The 17,381-nt window shown below is 69.7% G+C and carries 18 protein-coding genes; 10 read left to right on the top strand and 8 right to left on the bottom strand.

What is annotated here, in order from left to right:
• Positions 1-6: 6 nt before the first annotated feature.
• From ACFOPO_RS10200 to ACFOPO_RS10185, 4 genes are all read right to left on the bottom strand, one after another.
• Complete coding sequence (locus tag ACFOPO_RS10200; protein WP_386703089.1) at positions 7-1,464, bottom strand: OprO/OprP family phosphate-selective porin; 1,458 nt, start codon at positions 1,462-1,464, stop codon at positions 7-9.
• Positions 1,465-1,695: 231 nt separating this feature from the next.
• Positions 1,696-1,944 carry a hypothetical protein gene (locus tag ACFOPO_RS10195; protein WP_386703088.1) on the bottom strand — a complete coding sequence of 83 codons (249 nt, stop codon included), beginning with the start codon at positions 1,942-1,944 and terminating at the stop codon, positions 1,696-1,698.
• Positions 1,945-2,025: 81 nt separating this feature from the next.
• Positions 2,026-3,018 carry a pteridine-dependent deoxygenase gene (locus ACFOPO_RS10190; protein ID WP_386703301.1) on the bottom strand — a complete coding sequence of 331 codons (993 nt, stop codon included), beginning with the start codon at positions 3,016-3,018 and terminating at the stop codon, positions 2,026-2,028.
• 14 nt (positions 3,019-3,032) lie between these two features.
• Positions 3,033-4,397, bottom strand: a complete 1,365-nt coding sequence (locus ACFOPO_RS10185) for an NAD(P)/FAD-dependent oxidoreductase (RefSeq protein WP_386703300.1) — start codon at positions 4,395-4,397, stop codon at positions 3,033-3,035.
• A 187-nt stretch (positions 4,398-4,584) separates the two neighbouring features.
• Here ACFOPO_RS10185 and ACFOPO_RS10180 point away from each other — a divergent pair, with 187 nt between their 5' ends.
• The 9 genes from ACFOPO_RS10180 (at position 4,585) to ACFOPO_RS10140 (ending at position 11,749) form a co-directional block, all read left to right on the top strand.
• On the top strand, positions 4,585-4,854 hold the full coding sequence (locus tag ACFOPO_RS10180; RefSeq protein WP_386703087.1) for a phosphopantetheine-binding protein: 270 nt from the start codon (positions 4,585-4,587) through the stop codon (positions 4,852-4,854).
• 25 nt (positions 4,855-4,879) lie between these two features.
• On the top strand, positions 4,880-5,572 hold the full coding sequence (locus tag ACFOPO_RS10175; RefSeq protein WP_386703086.1) for a ketosynthase: 693 nt from the start codon (positions 4,880-4,882) through the stop codon (positions 5,570-5,572).
• Between the two features lie 48 nt (positions 5,573-5,620).
• Positions 5,621-5,935 (top strand): hypothetical protein, encoded by a 315-nt coding sequence (locus ACFOPO_RS10170; protein ID WP_386703085.1) that lies wholly within the window; start codon positions 5,621-5,623, stop codon positions 5,933-5,935.
• Positions 5,932-6,945, top strand: coding sequence for an acyltransferase (locus ACFOPO_RS10165; protein ID WP_386703084.1), 1,014 nt, complete (start codon positions 5,932-5,934; stop codon positions 6,943-6,945). The genes ACFOPO_RS10170 and ACFOPO_RS10165 overlap by 4 nt, the downstream gene beginning before the upstream one ends.
• Positions 6,920-7,531: a LolA-related protein gene (locus ACFOPO_RS10160; RefSeq protein WP_386703083.1), complete on the top strand. Its 612-nt coding sequence runs from the start codon at positions 6,920-6,922 to the stop codon at positions 7,529-7,531. Before ACFOPO_RS10165 ends, ACFOPO_RS10160 begins: the two co-directional genes overlap by 26 nt.
• Positions 7,528-9,864: an MMPL family transporter gene (locus tag ACFOPO_RS10155; protein ID WP_386703082.1), complete on the top strand. Its 2,337-nt coding sequence runs from the start codon at positions 7,528-7,530 to the stop codon at positions 9,862-9,864. Before ACFOPO_RS10160 ends, ACFOPO_RS10155 begins: the two co-directional genes overlap by 4 nt.
• Entirely contained in the window at positions 9,851-10,276 is a 426-nt protein-coding gene (locus ACFOPO_RS10150; RefSeq protein WP_386703299.1) for a phosphotransferase, read from the top strand. The genes ACFOPO_RS10155 and ACFOPO_RS10150 overlap by 14 nt, the downstream gene beginning before the upstream one ends.
• A gap of 90 nt (positions 10,277-10,366) precedes the next feature.
• Positions 10,367-11,107, top strand: a complete 741-nt coding sequence (gene fabG, locus ACFOPO_RS10145) for a 3-oxoacyl-ACP reductase FabG (protein WP_386703081.1) — start codon at positions 10,367-10,369, stop codon at positions 11,105-11,107.
• Positions 11,108-11,188: 81 nt separating this feature from the next.
• Entirely contained in the window at positions 11,189-11,749 is a 561-nt protein-coding gene (locus tag ACFOPO_RS10140) for a hypothetical protein (protein ID WP_386703080.1), read from the top strand.
• Positions 11,750-11,752: 3 nt separating this feature from the next.
• Here ACFOPO_RS10140 and ACFOPO_RS10135 read toward each other — a convergent pair whose 3' ends face one another.
• From ACFOPO_RS10135 to ACFOPO_RS10125, 3 genes are read right to left on the bottom strand one after another with little or no spacing between them, the layout of a single operon-like run.
• A complete protein-coding gene (locus ACFOPO_RS10135) occupies positions 11,753-12,613 on the bottom strand; it encodes a glycosyltransferase family 2 protein (RefSeq protein ID WP_386703079.1) in 861 nt (286 codons plus the stop codon).
• Positions 12,606-13,454 carry a beta-ketoacyl synthase chain length factor gene (locus tag ACFOPO_RS10130; protein WP_386703078.1) on the bottom strand — a complete coding sequence of 283 codons (849 nt, stop codon included), beginning with the start codon at positions 13,452-13,454 and terminating at the stop codon, positions 12,606-12,608. Before ACFOPO_RS10130 ends, ACFOPO_RS10135 begins: the two co-directional genes overlap by 8 nt.
• Positions 13,451-14,629: a beta-ketoacyl-[acyl-carrier-protein] synthase family protein gene (locus ACFOPO_RS10125; protein ID WP_386703298.1), complete on the bottom strand. Its 1,179-nt coding sequence runs from the start codon at positions 14,627-14,629 to the stop codon at positions 13,451-13,453. The genes ACFOPO_RS10130 and ACFOPO_RS10125 overlap by 4 nt, the downstream gene beginning before the upstream one ends.
• A gap of 210 nt (positions 14,630-14,839) precedes the next feature.
• Between ACFOPO_RS10125 and ACFOPO_RS10120 the strand changes: the two genes are divergently transcribed.
• Positions 14,840-15,463, top strand: a complete 624-nt coding sequence (locus ACFOPO_RS10120; protein WP_386703077.1) for a YdcF family protein — start codon at positions 14,840-14,842, stop codon at positions 15,461-15,463.
• A gap of 101 nt (positions 15,464-15,564) precedes the next feature.
• Here the strand turns inward: ACFOPO_RS10120 and ACFOPO_RS10115 are convergent, their stop codons facing one another.
• A complete protein-coding gene (locus ACFOPO_RS10115) occupies positions 15,565-17,376 on the bottom strand; it encodes a DUF885 domain-containing protein (RefSeq protein WP_386703297.1) in 1,812 nt (603 codons plus the stop codon).
• Between the last annotated feature and the right edge of the window lie 5 nt (positions 17,377-17,381).

Below are 17,381 nucleotides of genomic sequence, written 5' to 3'. Positions count from 1 at the left end.
GGAGGGTCAGAACGAGAACTGCGCGCGGGTGAAGAAGGCTTTTTCGTCTTCGCGGTCGGCACCGGCAGGCGCACCACCGTCGAAGTCGGTCTGCGTGTAGTTGGCTACCAGCTTGAAGTTGTTGTTCAGATACCAGTTGACGCCCACGCCCCACGCCTTGGCGTTGCGTGCGGACACGGCGGGATCGGCGAACAGCGGGAACGCATCGTCATCGATGTCCAGTTCGCCGTAACGCGCCACCAGCTCCCACGCACCCCAGCCTGCACTGCCGACCGTAAAAGGATGGTTAGGCCGTGTTACGCCCTTGTAGCCGGCGTCTTCACCGGTGAGGACATAGCCGGCGCTGAGTTGCCAGGCGGTGTTCTCGATCGATTCGCGCGCGCCGGTGGCCGGCAGTCGCACGTCCTGGCTGGAGTTGATGTATTCGCCGAGCAGCCCGAACGCATTGCGGTAGTAATAGGCCTGCGGCGACCAGCGGGTGTTTTCGCCATCGGCGGCGACCGCGCTGCGGTAGTTGAAGAACTGCACCTGTCCGGAAGAGCGGTAACGCGGCAGGAAGTTGTTGCCGACGCCTTCCTTGTCGCCGCTGCTGCCGGCGATGCCGAAGCCCAGGCCCGACAGCGCATTGCCATCGTTCTTCCACGGTTCGACGAACACGCGCGCAGCAACTTCGAAGTCGTTGTCCGGGTTGGTGGTGGAGCCGTCGCGGCCGTCGACCGCGCCGTTGTAGACGCCCAGCGCGTAGCTGACCGTGGAGCTGGCGAACTCGCCCTGCAGTTGCACGCCGATATCGCGGCCGGGCGCCAGCTCGCCGGGCAGGCCAAGCTCGACCTGCGCGGTGGAACCACTCGACTGCAAGCGCTCCAGCCCGACCGGCACCTTGGTCTTGCCGATGCGCACCGTCGCGCGCGGATCGAACTTGAGGTCGAGGTAGACATCGCTGGTTGTCGCGCTGTCGCCGGCCAGCTGGGCGGTGACGCGGTAGCCGATCAGCGAGCCCCACGTGCCTTCGATGGTCGGTTCGATCCGGCGCATCAGGAAGGTGTCGTTCTGCGGGTACTGGTCGTCGTCGATGTAGAAGCGGCCGTCGCCCTGCACCAGGGCCTTGAACTTCACCTCGATGTCGCCCGGCGGCGGCGACTTCACCGACAGGCCCTTGCTGGCGCTGAGGCTGACGGTCGGGGTGCTGGCGGCGCGGGTGGCGGCTTCTTCCGACTGCAGCTCAAGCTTGCGTTCGATCACGCGCAGGCGCTGGTCGAGGTCGCTGAGCCCGGCCTCGTTGGCTGCGGTGGCCGTGGCAGCCGGGGCGGTGCCCAGGCGCTGCTCGATGGCCTGCAGGCGACGGGCGAGTTCTTCGACGGTCGGCGGTGCGGTCTGCGCCTGGGCGCCAGGCGCTACCAGCGCGCAGGCCAGCGCGCCGCTCAGCCAGGCCACGGGGGACGACGTTCGGTACGGGGTCGGCATTGCCGGCTCCTGTTCAGGAATGGGGAAGGGGCAGCAGGAGGCCGCGTCCAGTCGGCATCCATGGCGCGACTCTGGCCGTGCCGCCGCCGCGGGGGAAAAGGTTTTGCGTCACCTGCTCATGCCGAAGTGGCATATGGGCGGATGTCCGGTCGGAAGGCGGGGGCGCCTGTGGCAAAAGCAGACCGGCGCAGGTGCGGGCCGGTCTTCAGGTTGGCCCCGTGCGCCAGCGGATCAGATGATCCCGCCGCCCATGCCCAGGCGGACGATGCCGACAATGATCACGATGCCGTTGAGCACCAGGCCGGTCTTGGCACGGCCGCGGTTGCCCGGGCTGGTGAACAGGATGCCGATCGCGGCAATGATCGCGCCGACCGCGGCGAAGGGAATCGAGAACCAGTTGCCCCAACCCAGAAGCGGGATGAGCGCGATCACCATCCAGATCATGGCGACGATGCCCCAGATCACGCTGATCAAACCCATTGCGGTGTCTCCCCAGTCAGGTAGTGACTGTTTCGCTCGCACCATAGCGGCGCCGGGGCGCAGCGCAAGTGATGGACGGCCTCAGGCGTGGACGCCGTCGATCTCCACCCGCAACTCGCGGCGGCACACGGCGGCATGCAGCAGGATGCGCGGCACGTCCGGGCCCAGCCGCGCGTCGAGCTCGGCCGCCACCGCGTCCATCTCGTCGAGCTGGCGGACGTAGACCTTCAGGCGCGAGTGCGCGCCGAACTGCGCCGGCAGTGCCGGCCGCTGCGCGCGGGCGGCGGTGAGCAGGCTGTCGAAGTTGGCCAGGGTTTCGTCGAGCTGGGTCACGACCGAATCGATGTGGCGCGACTCGTGGCCGACGATGGCGGCGGTGCCCGACAGCAGCAACGGCATCGCGCCGTCGGCGGGCGGCAGCATTGCGCGGGCGAAGCTCGGCGGTTGCGGGCCGTACTGGCGCGGGTAGCGGTACGCGCTGATCTGGCGCGGATTCTCCAGCGGCGTGCCCGGCATGCGCGCGGCCAGCCAGTACACCTGCAGGCGGCGCTCGCTGTCGACACGGCCGATGGCCGTCGCCGCCGGCAGCGTGGCCGGGTCCACCGTGCCCAGGCCACGCGCACGGCCGACGCAGAACTGCCGGTAGCGCTCTTCGTCGCCTTCGCCGCTGGTGATGCCGTCGAGGTAGTTCCACACGCGCAGCAGGTTGGGGTAACCGCGCTCCTGCAGGAATGCCGACAGCCGTGCGTACAGGCGCTCGGACGTGGCCTCGATGTCGCTCATGCCATCGGGACCGGGCGCTTCGTCGAGTTCGATCACGCCGAACTGCAGCGTGCCGTCCTCGGCCCAGGCGACGTCGCCGTCGCGGCCGCGCAGGACCGGACCGCTGCCGCGCCAGACTTCGAACGGCGCCGCACCGTGCGGCTGCAGCGCCACGCGCAGGTAGCGCGGGTCATCGTGGTGCGGGGCAGCGCTGCCGAAGCCGATCACCGCCAGCGTATCGTTGCCGTCCAGCAACGGCTGCGGATCGGCGCCATCGACGTAGTCCACCGACAGGTGCGGCGGTTGCAGCATGGGGCGTACCGCGCTCACGACCGTGCTTCCCCGTTGCCGGGCTGCAGGGTGTCGCGCCCACCGCCGAGGCCGACATCGACGCCGACCTGGCGGCGCCGCCGCAGCCAGCCGCGCAGCGCCTCGGGCGCCATGCTCAGCGCCGTCATCGCATAGATGAAGCGGAACAGGCGCAACCTGCGCAGCACCTCAGGATTGTCGAACACGTCGCCGGCCAGCATCGAGATCACCGCCTGCTCGACCTGCCAGTAGTTGCGCGGATGGTTGAACAGGTGGCGCATCACCGGCGTGGTGAAGCGGTAGATGAACCACTGGAAATGCTTGAGGCCGCGCTTGAGGCGTTTGCTCATCGCGCGCTGCAGCGCCGCCTCGCTCGACGGCTCGCGCAGCGCGCCATCGACGACCTGCGCGGCCTGCTCGGCGCTGTTCATGCCCAGGTACACGCCGGAGGAGAACACCGGATCGACGAAGGCGTAGGCATCGCCGACCATCACCCAGCCCGGGCCGTGCATCTGCGTGCAGGTGTAGGAGTAGTTGCCGGTGACGTGCACCGGGGCGATGCGCTTGGCATTGCGCATGCGCTTCCACACCGACGGCTCGGACTCCAGCGCCTTCATCAGGAACGCCTCGGTCTCGCCGCGGCGCTGCTTGAGGAACTCAGGGAAGCACACCGCGCCGACGCTCATCACGCCGTCGCGCAGCGGGATCAGCCACATCCAGCCATGCGCGAACCGCTGCACGGTGATGTTGCCGGCATCGTCGCCGGGGCGACGCTCGACATCGCTGAAATGGCTGAAGATCGCCGCCGACTGGTGCAGCGGGTTCTTCTTCTTGAGCTTGAGCTGGCTGCCGAAGAACGCATCGCGGCCGCTGCCGTCGACGATGTAGCGCGGCCGGATGGTGAATGCATTGCCATCGGCATCGCGCGCGTGCACCAGTTGCGGCCGGCCGTCGGCGGCGAACTCGACGCGCTCGACGCGGTGGTTCTCGCGCGCATCCACGCCGTTGGCCTGCGAGTGGCGGAACAGCACCTCGTCGAACTCTTCGCGCTTGACCTGGTAGGCGTAGCCGAACTGCGGGTTCAGCGCGCGCTCGAAGCGGAAGGTGTTGTAGTTGTCGGCGTCGATCGGGAACTCGGCGCCCGGCTTGAAGGTGCCGATCGCCTTGACCTGGTCGAGCACGCCCAGGCGCTCGAGGATCGGCAGGTTCATCGGCAGCAGCGACTCGCCGATGTGGAACCGCGGGTGGCGGTCCTTCTCCAGCAGCAGCACGCGCCAGCCGCGACGGGCCAGCAGGGTGGCGGCGGTGGTGCCGGCCGGGCCGCCGCCGATCACCAGTACGTCGGTGTCGATCGGATCCGGATGGGGGCGCTGCGCATTCAGGTCCGCGGCCGCGGTGGCGTCGGCCGGTGCGGGGGCAGGTGCGGTTTCGGTCATGTGCGAATGATACGGGAAGGCCGCCCGGCGGCCATGCAGCGGTGACGGTTGCGTACAGCGCCCTGATGCCGGATCGTTGCGCCCCTTGATCGTCCTGTCAGGACTGTCGCCCTTTGGAACCGTGGATCGCCCGATGTCTGAACAAAGCCCCGCCGAACGCGAACTGGCGCAGCTGCTGGTCGAAAGCCTGAACCTCGAGGACGTGGCGCCGGAGCAGATCGAGCCGGAAGCGGCCCTGTTCGGCGAAGGCCTGGGCCTGGATTCGATCGACGCACTGGAACTGGCGCTGGCGATCTCCAAGCGCTACGGCTTCCAGCTGCGCTCGGACAACGACGAGAACCGTCGCATCTTCGCTTCGCTGCGCGCGCTGGCCGCGCATATCGAGCAGCACAAGACCGCCTGAGCACCACTACTCCAGGCGCCGCCCCGTGAACCCCGCCGCACTGCTGCCGCTGATCCTCGCGGTCGCCTATCCGTTGCTCGCGCACTGGGCCAGCGAGGACGGCGGCGGGATCTCTGCGGCCATCGCGCTGGCCGACCTGGTGGTGCTGGTGCTGGCCGTGCCGATGCTCGAACGCCGCGGCTGGGCATGGGCGCTGGCGCTGCTGCTGGGCGCCGGCCTGGTCTGGCTGGCGGGCACGCCCTTCGCGCAATTGCTGCTGCTGGCACCGCCGATGCTGTTCGTCGGACTGGTCGCATGGCTGTTCGGTCGCAGCCTGATCGCCCCACGCGAGGCGCTGATCACGCAGATAGTCGCAGCGATGGAACGGACCGTGCCGGCCTCGCTCCCGCCCGAGTTGTATCGCTACTCGCGCCGGCTCACCGCCGCCTGGGCGGCCGTGCTGGCGATGCTCGCGCTGGCCAATGGCGTGCTGGCGACCATCGCCGTGCCGGGTGGCGTGCTGGCGCGGCTGGGCCATGTCCCGGCGGTGTCGATCACCCAATCGCAGTGGTCGCTGTTCGCCAACCTGGCCAACTACGGCATCGTCGGCGGCTTCTTCCTCGGCGAGTACGCACTGCGGCGGCGTCTGTTCCCGCACCGGCCGTACCGCAACCTGTTCGACTTCCTGCGCCAGATGGCCGCGCTGGGGCCGAAGTTCTGGCGCGACCTGTTCGCATGAGCGAAGCCTTATCCTGTGCGTCTTCGCACAGGTAGCCGCCGCCACTCCATGCGTTTCTCCATCCCCGCCGACCACCCCAGCCTGCCCGGGCACTTCCCCGGTCGGCCGCTGGTGCCTGGCGTGGTATTGCTCGATCACGTCATCGCTGCGATCGAAGCCGGGCATGGTCCGCTGCCGGCGCTGGGCTTGCCGCAGGTGAAGTTCCTGCAGCCATTGCTGCCGGGCGAGGAGGCGAACATCGAGATCACGGGCGCCGCGCCGCGCTGGCGCTTCCGCGTGCTGCGCGGCGACACGCTGCTGGCCAGTGGCGATGTCGTCATTGCCGATGCTGTCGTTTCCGCAGCGGAGTCAGAGCCGGCGTGAACGCGCACTGGAAGCAGCGCCCCGAAGGCGGTAGTCGCTTCGCGATCTGGTTGATCCGCAGCATTGCCCGCTACGGTGGCCGCGGAGTCGCGCGCCTTTGCCTGTATCCGATCACTGCGTACTTCCTGCTGGTGCGAGGGCCGGAACGCCGCGCCTCGCGCGACTACCTGGCGCGCGTGCTCGGACGGTCGCCGGGGTGGCTGGACGTCGCACGCCACATCCACACCTTCGCCGCCACGATCCTCGACCGCGTGTTCCTGCTCAGCGGCCAGCTCTCGCGGTTCGATATCCGTGTCGAGGGCCTGGATGCGCTGGCGCGTCGCGTCGATCGCGGCGAAGGCGTGCTCGTGTTCGGTTCGCACCTGGGCAGCTTCGATGCATTGCGCGTGCTGGTGATGACGCGGCCCTCGCTGCGCGTGCGCATCGTCCTCGACATTTCGCACAACCCTGCATTGACGCAACTGCTCGATGCGCTCAACCCGCGCTTGGCCGCGGATGTCATCGATGCGGGTCAGGACGGCGTCGCCATCGTGCTGGCGATCCAGCGGGCGCTGGCCGACGGCGAGCTGGTGGCGCTGCTGGTCGACCGCGCAGCACCCGGCGAGGCCGTGACCCGCGTGCCGTTCCTCGGCGACGAGGCGGCCTTTCCGAACGCCCCTTGGCTGATCGCGGCGACGCTGCGGGTGCCGGTCGTGCTCGCCTTCGGCCTGTACCGGGGTGGCAACCGCTACGACCTGCGTTTCGAGGAATTCAGCGGCGGGCCGGATACGCTGATCCAGCATGTGTCCCGCCGTGACCGGCGCGACGCAGTCACGACGGTGGTCCGGCGTTACGCGGCGCAGCTGCAGGCGCAGGTGCTGGATGCTCCCTACAACTGGTTCAACTTCTACGATTTCTGGGATGGCGATGACGCGGCGGACGAAATGCGGGAACACCCTGGCCGCGTGGGCGCGGCGACTGGCACCGGTGTTGATGCTGGCGAGCATGACGCCATGCGCAGCCGCAGCTGACGGTTCCGATGCGGTTGATGCGGCGTGGATCCTGAAAGGCATCGCGCGGCCGGTGCCGGCGAGCACGCCGTTCGTGGAAGTGCGCGCGTCGAAACTGCTGAAGGCGCCGTTGCGCCTGTCGGGCCAGTACGTCCGGCCCGACGCCGACACGCTCGTGCGTGAAGTCCGCGCGCCCTATGTCGAGACCACGACGTTGCGCGCAGGCGAAGCCACCATCGCGCGCGCCGGACAGGCGCCGCGCAAGTTCGCCCTGTCGCGCGTGCCGGAGCTGGCCGGGTTCCAGGGCAATTTCGCCTCGCTGCTGGACGGCGATCGCGCGGGACTGGAGCGCCACTACACGCTGTCTGCGCAGGGATCGCGTCAGCGCTGGACGCTGACGATGGTGCCGAAGGATGCCGCGCAGGCGGCGCGACTGCAGTCGATCGCGCTGTACGGGCGCGGTTCCGAACTGCGCTGCATCGAGACGCGCACCGTCGGTAACGCGCCGCCGCAGCGCACGTTGCTGGCCGGCGCAGCGGCGGATGCGGCCGGTGTCGAGGCGGCGCCCGCGCTGGAAGCCCTGTGCCACGGCGACGCAACGCGATGAGTGCGCCCAGGCGCCTCGCCCTCGCGCTGCTGTGGCTGGTCGCGTTGCTGATCCTGGCGACGCTGGTCGCGCCGCGCCTGCAGCTCAGCGGCGACCTGCGCAAGTTCATGCCGGCGCCGCAGACCGCGGCGCAGAAGCTGCTGATCGATGAACTCGGCGAGGGCCCGGGCTCGCGCCTGCTGCTGGTCGGGCTGGCCGGGTCCGATGCGGAAACACTGGCCGCGCAGTCGCAATCCTTGCGCGAGCGCCTGTCGACGCTGCCCTCGTTCAAGCTGGTCGCCAATGGCGCGGCGCTGGGGCCGGAGGCGATCCCGCCGAACCTTCGCCCTTACCGCTACCTGCTGTCGTCGCGACTGGACACGCAGGCGCTGGACGCGAACTACCTGCGCGCCGAACTGGATGCGCGCGTGCAGGACCTCGGTTCTCCGGCGGCGGCGCTGATCGAGCCGCTGCTGGCAGCCGACCCGACCCTGGAAACCCTCGCGCTGGCCGAAGCCTGGCAGCCGGCGAACGCACCGCAGCGCCTGCACGGCGTCTGGTTTGACAAGGCCGGTCGTGAAGCGCTGCTCGCGATCGAGACGCATGCCGCCGGTTTCGACCCCAAGGGCCAGCAGGCCGCCGTCGATTCGATCAACGCGGCGTTCGCCGACATCAGTCGTGGCACGACCACGCGCATGTCGCTGACCGGCCCGGGTGCGTTCTCGGTGGAGATCGGCAACCGCACCGCGCGCGAAGCCAGCATGATCGGCACGCTCGACAGCCTCGTGTTCGTGCTGCTGCTGTGGGTCGCGTACCGCAGCTGGAAGGCGCCGTTGCTGGGCGGCCTGCCGCTGGCAAGCGCCGGCCTGGTGGGGCTGGGCGCAGTGGCGCTGGCGTTCGATGGCGTGCACGGCATCACGGTCGCATTCGGATTCACGCTGATCGGCGTGGTCCAGGACTATCCGATCCACCTTTTCAGCCACCAGCGCGCCGGCGTGTCGCCATGGGCGAGTGCGCGCGCGCTGTGGCCGACGCTGGCCACGGGCGTGGCATCGACCTGCATCGCCTACCTGACCTTCCTCGTGTCCGGTGTCGATGGCCTGCAGCAGCTGGCGGTGTTCACCGTCGTCGGCCTGGCGACGGCGGCACTGGCGACCCGGTTCCTGCTGCCGGCGCTGATCGATCCGGCACCGCGCGATGCCGCCGATTCGGTCTGGCTGGGGCGCTGCTGGGAGCGCCTGGCGCGCTGGCCGCGCCTGCGCGGTGGCGCGGTGCTGGCGATCGCGCTGCTGACCGCGGCGGTGGCCGCGCTCGCACCCGGCTCGTTCTGGCAGAACGACCTCGGTCGACTGACGCCGGTGCCCCCGGCCGCACTGGCGCGCGACGCACAGCTGCGCACCGAACTGGGCGCGCCCGATGTGCGCTACGTGCTGGTGGTGCAGCAGCCGGATGTCGAATCCGCGTTGCGCGCCTCGGAACGGTTGTTGCCGGCATTGCAGCGACTGCGAGCCGACGGCGCCATCGCCGGCTACGACCTCGCCGCGCGTTACCTGCCCAGCGCAGCGACCCAGCAGGCGCGACAGGCGCGATTGCCCGATCGCCCGGCCTTGCGCGCGGCACTCGACGCAGCGATGGCCGACGGCCCGTTCCAGTCGGATGCGTTCGACGAATTCGTCGCCGATGTCGAGCGCGCGAAGAACGCACCGGCATTGCTACCCCGCGACCTTGCCGGCGCCCCGTTGTCGGCCAGCGTCGACGGAATGCTGCTGCAACGCGGTGGCCACGTCACCGCGCTGGTGGCACTGAGCGGACTGCAGGACCCGGCTGCGGTCGCGCAGGTGGCAAGCGGCCACGGCGCGCGGCTGCTCGACCTCAAGCAGGCATCGGAATCGCTGGTCGCCCAGTATCGCCAGCGCGTGCTGTGGGCGCTGGCGCTGGCGTCGGTGCTGCTGACCGCGGCGGTGTGGTTCGCCTTGCGCTCGCCGCGGCGCGTGCTGCGCGTGCTGGCGCCGATGGCGCTGAGCACGCTGCTGATCCTGGCGCTGCTGCGCGCGGTCGGCGTCGAGTTGAACCTGTTCCACCTGGTGTCGTTGATCCTCGCCGCCGGCCTGGGCCTGGATTACGCGCTGTTCTTCGATCACGCCGGCGACGACCGCGCCGAGCAATTGCGCACCCTGCACGCGGTGATCGTCTGCAGCCTGACGACTTTGCTGGTGTTCGCGCTGCTGGCGGCGTCGAGCATCCCGGTGCTGCGTGCGATCGGCTCCACGGTCGCGCTCGGCGTGGTCTGCAACTTCGTGCTGGCGCTGTTGATCGTGCGCGCGCCGGTGGGCGGAACGTCTGATGGCGCGTGAGGACATCGCACGGCTGATTCCCCACCAGGGCGCGATGTGCCTGTGGGAAGAGGTCATCGAATGGGACGGCGAGCATGTCCGCCTGCATTCGCACGGCCACCGCGACCCGGCGCATCCGCTGCGCCACGGCGGAAGGCTTCACGCCGTGCACCTGTGCGAGTACGGCGCCCAAGCGATGGCCGTGCACGGCGGTTTGCTCGCGCAGGCGGCCGGCGAACCGGTGCGGCCTGGGATGCTGGTGTCGCTTCGCGGGGTCGAACTGATGATCGACCGCATCGACCAACTGGCGGGCGCGCTCGAGGTCGAAGCGCGATGCCTGATCGCCGACGCCACGGGCAGCCAGTACCAGTTCGCGATCCAGCACCGCGGCGTGGAAATCGCCCGCGGCCGCGCCGCCGTCCTCTACCGGTAGCCCGGGTAAGCGAAGCGCACCCGGGGTTCAGGCGGCACGAGACCCCGGGTGCGCTTCGCTTACCCGGGCTACGCGGCGCACAATTGCGCCATGAATCCGTCCAGCTCACATCCCCGTCGCGCCCTCGTCACCGGGGGCAGCGGCGATATCGGCAGTGCGATCTGCCGGCGCCTGGCCGCCGATGGCTGCGAGGTGATCGTCCACGCCAACCGCAACCTCGAGCGCGCGCAGGAGATAGCCGCTGCGATCGAGGGCGCCGGCGGGCGTGCCGTGGCGGTGTCGTTCGATGTCGCCGACGGCGAGGCCACCGGCGCGGCGATGGCAGGCCTGCTCGAACACGGCCCGATCCAGATCGTCGTCAACAACGCCGGCATCCACGACGACGCACCGCTGGCCGGCATGAGCGAGCGGCAGTGGAAGCAGGTCATCGACGTCTCCCTGCACGGCTTCTTCCACGTCACCCAGCCGCTGCTGCTGCCGATGGCGCGCACGCGCTGGGGGCGGGTGGTCAGCGTGTCGTCCGTGGCGGCGGTGCTGGGCAACCGCGGCCAGACCAACTACGCCGCGGCCAAGGCGGCGCTGCACGGCGCGACCAAATCGCTGGCGCGCGAGATGGGCAGCCGTGGCATCACCTGCAACGTGGTCGCCCCGGGCCTGATCGAGGGGCGCCTGGCGGATGCGGCGTTCCCGGCGGAGGCGGTCAAGCAGCTGGTGCCGGCGGCCCGCGCCGGTCGGCCCGACGAAGTCGCCTCGCTGGTGGGCTTCCTGTGCTCGGACGCGGCCGGATACGTCAATGGCCAGGTGATCGGCATTGACGGTGGGATGACCTGACTGAACGCAAGGAATCGCCCAATGGCCGGCCCGCACGGCCTGGCGTAGGATCGGCCCATCATCACAGGCCCGGAGATCGCCATGCGTCGCGTCCTCCTTACTCTCGTTCCGCTCCTGCTGGCGCTTGCCGGCTGCTCGTCCACGTCGCAGCTGGTCACCGGCACGCCGCGCCCGCCGATCGATCCGGCGCAGGTACGTGTCTATTTCACGCCGCCACCGGGCGGCTATGAAGAGATCGCGCGCCTGGAGACCGCCAGCGGCGGTTTCACCTACGGCGAGCAGAACAAGTTGAACGACGTCATGAACAACCTGCGCGCCGAGGCGGCCAAGCTCGGCGCCAACGGCGTGCTGTTCGTCGGCAGCGAGAACAGCTACGGCGGCAGCAGTATTGGTGTCGGCGCCGGCGGTGGCAGCTACGGTGGCTACCACGGTGGCAACTTCAGCTCGGGCGGCATCGGCGTGAGCATTTCGCCGACCAAGAAGTACGCGCACGGCGTGGCGATCTACGTCGCCAACCCGCCGCCGCCGGAACAGATGCCGGCCATGCCGCAACCGCAGGGCATGCCGCCCCAGAGCATGCCGCCACAGGCGACGCCGCCGCAGACCACACCGCCGCAGGGCACCCCGCCGAAGGGCAAGTAACGCCTAGCGCCCTGCTTCGTCGAACGCGGAGATCGCGTCCCGCCCTGGCTCCATCACGGCGGGACGCGCGTCGTCGTCCACCAGCGCCGGATTGGCGCGGATGCTGCGGAACATCGCCGGGATCCCGCCGCGACGGAACACGCCGGCGACGATGTGCGAGGTGATGCGGCTGAAGTCGCGCAGCGGCTTGAAGTGGCTGGCGCGGAACTGCTCGTCGCCGTGCACGCTCTGGTAGCGCGATTCGATCGGCACCGACACGCAGCGCGTGCCCAGCTGCTGCGCGGCCGAGATCAGGATCTGCGCCTCGAACACAAAATCCTCGCCCGGCACGTCGGTCAGCGCCGCCACGGCAGCCGGGTACAGCCGCTGGCCGCTCTGGCTGTCGGCGATGCCATAGCCGGTGCCCCAGGCGATGCCCCAGTCGGCGAATTCGTTGGCCAGGCGCCGGTGCAGCGGCTGCTGCGAACGCCGCTGCAGGCGCGCGCCGATGACGACGTGATCGGGATGGCGGTTGGCGCTGGCGAGCAGGCGCGGAATGTCGCGCGCCAGATGCTGGCCGTCGCCGTCCATCGTCACGATGGCGCGGGCGCCCATTGCCAATGCCGCGGCGAAACCGTGGCGCAGGCTGGCGCCCTTGCCCCGGCGTTCGGCGTGGCGAAGCACCGTCACCGGCAGGTCGGCGATGCATTCGCCGGTGCCATCGTCGGAACCGTCGTCGATGACGATCACGCGCGGGCATTCGGCGAGCGCGCCGCTGACGACTTCGCGGATGCGCAGCGCCTCGTTGAGCGCGGGGATGACCACGACGAGGTCGTCGCGGGTCAGGCGGGCAGGGCGCGTGGGGATGTGCAGGTCGTCAGCCATGGGCGAACTCCGGCACGTGGTCCGCCACGGATGCGGTTTCCTGCAGCGCCGCCTCTGCGAATGCGACTTCGACCAGCAGGTCGTGGTCCGGGCCGGCGACTAGTCGCGCTTGGCCATGGCCGCGCGCGAGCACGTCGAAGAACGGCAGCATCGGTGCCATGGCATTGGCCGCTGCCAGCGTAGACAACGGGCCATCGCTGTCGCGATCACTATTGCGGGCCACCAGCTGCACGCTCAATCGTGCGCGACCCGGCGCTGCCGATTGCGACAGCACCAGCGCACCGCCGAGCAGGCCTTCGCTCGGCGCCATTCGCGCCAGCGGGCCGGCGGCCTGGCCGTCGTAGGCGACCAGCAGCACCGCCTCGTCACCGCAGGCCAGTTGCGCCAGCGCATCGAGCAGGCCCTGGGCGAAGCTCGCCTCGCGCGCGCTGATGGCGCTGGCCGGCGCCATCGCGCCGGCGCCGATGGTCCAGTAGCCGGCGGCGGCGTTGTGCACCGAGTTGTGGAAGCGCGTCGGCGACAGCGATTGCGGATCGCTGGCGAGCGTCGCGCACATGTAATCGGTGATGCCGAGGTCGCCGTGGGTCGAGGCGAACACCGACGGCAACGTGGCCGGATCTCGGCCGGCGTCGTGGCAGGCGGCCAGTGCGACTTCCAGCGCCACCGCCACCGTATCCGGCGCGCGCCGCCGTTCGTTGGCGGGCAACAGTTGCGGCGATGGACGTGCCGGCGCGTCGGCGACGATCGTGCCGCCGTGGGCGTAAGCGGTCGCGGCGGCCCAGGAGGGCAGCCCGCGCGTCCAGAACCCGATGCCTTCGATGCTGGCCGACAGGGGCTTCATGCGCGACCGAACACCAGCGAGCAGTTGTTGCCGCCGAAGCCGAAGGAGTTGTTCATGGCGTAGGCGATGTCGGCGCGCTGCGCCTGGAAACGGATCTGCGGGCCGCAGGCGGGATCGGGTTCGGCGCTGTTGAGCGTGCCGGGCAGTTCGCCGTGTTCCAGCGCGATCAATGCAATCACCGATTCGACGATGCCGGCCGCACCGAGCGTGTGCCCGGTCCAGCCCTTGGTCGAACTGGCATGCAGGCTGTCCGGGAACATCCCCGCGACCGCGGCCGCTTCGATCGAATCGTTGGCGGGCGTGGCGGTGCCATGCAGGTTGAGATAGCCGACATCGGCGGCGCCGATGCCCGCGCGCGCGAGCGCATCGCGCATCGCCAGCTGCGCGCCGAGGCCATCCGGGTGCGGCGAGGACATGTGGTGGGCGTCGCTGGACTCGCCATAACCGCGCAGCTGCAGGCCGGTGTCGCCGGGCTGCGCGCGCTCGAGCACGGCGAATCCGCCGGCTTCGCCGAGCGACAGGCCCGTGCGGCCGGCGTCGAACGGCTGGCATGGTTCGCTGGCGACCAGTTGCAGCGAGTTGAAACCGAACAGCACGCTGCCGCACAGCGTGTCGACGCCACCGACGAGTGCCGCATCGGCGAGGCCGGCGGCAATCAGGCGCGCGGCCTGTGCGAACACCTTCGCACTCGACGAGCAGGCAGTGGCCACGGTGATCGCTGGTCCGCGCAGGCCGGTGGCGTGCTGGACGAACTCGCCGAGCGAGTGCGGCGTGTGCACATCGGCGCGCGCGAGGTCGGCGGGGAACTCGCCGTCGTCGAGGTGGGCGTACGCATCCTCGGTCGCACCGATGCTGGACGTGGACGTGCCCACCACCACCGCGATGCGGTCGGCGCCATGGCGCGCTACCAGCGCGGCAATCGCTTCGGGGATGCCGTCCTGGTTCAGTGCCAGCCAGGCAAGCCGGTTGTTGCGCGACTCCCAGCGGCTGAACTGCGCTGGCAGCGGCATGTCCTCGAGTCCATCGACGCGCCCGATCCAGCAGTCCAGGGGCGCCGGCCCGAAGTCGTTGCGGCGCAGTCCTCCGCGCGATTCGCGCAGTGCGCCGGCCAGGGCATCGCGACCGCGGCCCACGGCGCTGGTCGCGGTGTAGGCGCGGATCGCCAGGGGCGGCATCGGCACCACAGCGGGACTGGCAGGGCTTGGAACTGACGGCACGCGGGACTCTCTTTCCAACAGTGCGCAGTATAGCCAGCGCCCCCGCGGCCGATCCTCCGCGTAAACTGAACAACCCTTGTTTCCCGTCCGTTCACGCGCCCGTTCCCAGTGACCAGCCGCAGCGCCCACCGACTGGCCCTTTTTGCTGACCAGGACGTCCTCCACGCCATGGCCGTGGCCGGCGCCGCCTGCGTTTTCAGCGCCGGGCTGGTCTATCTCGGCTACCTGGTCCATGTCCTGCGCGTGGCACGGCGGGCGCCCTGCCGCCCGCAGCATGGGCAGTGCGTGCTGCTTTTCGGCAAGCATTCGCCGCAAGGGCGCATCGACCGCGACTTCGAAGCGCGCCTGGACCGGGCCGTCTCGCTGTGGAAAAGCAGCCCGCCGGCGAGCCTGGTGCTGCTCGGCGGTGGCGAGCCGGGCGAGGCCACCGAGGCCGACATTGCCCGCGCGGGACTGCTGGCGCGCGGCATGGCCATGGATGCGCCGATGCTGCTGGAGTCGGATTCGCGCGACACCCTGCAGAACCTGCGCAACGCCAGGTCGCTGCTGGGCGAGCGGATGCGCTCGCGGGTCACCCTGCTGAGCAGCCGTTACCACCTGGCCCGTTGCGCGCTGTTCGCCCGCCAGCTCGGTTTCGACGTGGAGTTGTGTGCGGCCGAATCGCACCTGCGCCTGGACCGGCGCACCTGGCTGCGCCTGGTCGGCGAAGCCGGCTATGTCTGCATGACCGACGTTGGTGCGCGCTGGGCGCGCCTGATCGGGCACCAGCGAATGCTGGCGCGGGTCACCTAGGAGCTGCCCTCATCCGCCCTTCGGGCACCTTCTCCCGCGAGCGGGAGAAGGGATCAAAGCCCCTCTCCCGCTTGCGGGAGAGGGGTTGGGGTGAGGGCGCCTTACTTCTTCGCCTTCTGCGCCGGCACGAACACCTCGCGCACCGCCTTCGCCAGCAGGTCCGGCGGCAACAGCCCCTGGTCGAGCAGGAAGTTGTTGAACGCCAGTCGGTCGAACTTGTCGCCCAGCGCCACCTCGGTCTCCATGCGCAGCTCGAGGATGCGCGTGTAGCCGTAGAAGTAGCTGCCGGCCTGGCCCGGGGCGTTGAAGGTGTAGCGGTCCAGCTCCTGCTTGGTCATCGCTTCCGACAGGCCGACCTTCTCGCGCAGGATCTTGCCCGCGGCCTCGCGGTCGATCAGGCCCAGGTTGAGCATCGGGTCGAGCATCGCGCGTGCGGCGCGCATCAGGCGGAACTGCAGCGCGATCAGCTGGCCGTCGAGCGGCTCGTACGGAACCATTTCGGCTTCGGCATACAGCGCCCAGCCTTCGACGTTGACCGAGTTGAAGGCGAACATCGTGCGCGCCAGCGAGATGCCGCGCTCGACCATCGCGGTGAACTGCAGCTCATGGCCCGGACGGCCTTCGTGCGCCGACAGCGTCCAGCGCACTGCATCGAAGTTGAAGTCGTCGTACGACAGCGCCTTGCCGTCCGGCGTCGGCACCGACACCGGCAGCACGAACTGGCCCTGCTGGCCGGTGTTGCCGATCAGCGGTGCCGGCAGGAAGTGCGGCGCCGGCTGTGCGGCCGATTCGGCCTCGCTGCCCAGGCGCATCACCATCGGCCGCTGCGGCACGTCGACGATGCCTTCCTTGCGGATGATCGGGTCGATCGCGTCGATGACGGTGCGGTAGCGCGCCTCGAGCTGGTCGTTGGGCATGTTCTGCTGCTTGAGCGCGTTGATCACGCCGACGTAGTCGTGCGCGTCGTTGACCTTCAGGCCCTTGTCCTTGGCCACCAGCGGGGCGATCTGCGCCATCGCCGCGCGGGTTTCCATGAACTCGACCTGGGCGCGGCGGATCAGCAGCTGCGGGTCGATGTCGATGCCGTACTGCTTGAGCTGGTTGGCGTACAGCTCGGCCGGCAGGCGGGTGTCGGTGCGCGCTTCCGGCAGCACGGTGGTGCGCGCCCACTGGCCGTAGGCCTTGAGCTGGGTGTCCATCGCGGCGAGCGCTTCGTCGGCGCCGGCGACCTTGTACTTGGCGAACAGGTCCTTGATGCCGGCGACGTAGGTGTCGACGTTGCCCAGTGCCTGTTCGACTTCGAGTTTGGTCGGGCGCAGCAGTGCCTTGTCGCCGGTGCGCTCTTCGTAGCGGGCGCGTGCGAGTTCGGTGATCGGGGTGGTGCCCGGTGCCTGGCCGACGTAGGCCTTGAGGCGGTCGAGGGCGCGGGCGCGGCGCTCGGGCGGGGTCTGGTCGGAGAGCAGGCCCTGGATGCCGCTGAAGACGGTCTGCGGTGCATCGGTCCACGGCAGGGTCAGGCGTTCGTTGAGGGCGCTGGTTTCGATGTTCTCGTCGGCGGCCTTGATCATGATCGCCAGGTCCTGGCGGACGTTCGGGTCGCGCTCGGTGGCAAGCTTGGCCTGCAGTTCGGCCTTGGCCTTGGCGGTGGCGTCGCGGAAGCGCTTGGCGTTGTCGGGCTTGAGGTCAACGACGCGGTCGTCGTAGCCGGGCACGCCGAAGAACGACATCTGTTCGGGTGCGAATTCGGCCTGGGCCTTCAGCAGGATCTGGGCGTATTCGTTGCTCTTGGTCACCCAGGCCGGTGAGGGCTTGGTGGCGGCCGTCGCGCTCTTGGCGGCGGGGGTGGCGGCCTGGAGCAGGGCGGGGGTGCCTGCGGCGAGGGTCAGGGCGATGGCTAGGGTCAGCGGCTTGATCATGG

Source organism: Lysobacter sp. GCM10012299, from assembly GCF_042649405.1.
Lineage (GTDB): Bacteria > Pseudomonadota > Gammaproteobacteria > Xanthomonadales > Xanthomonadaceae > Lysobacter_J.
The sequence above is the reverse complement of the archived record's forward strand: the minus strand, read 5'-3'. Positions and strand labels throughout refer to the sequence as shown.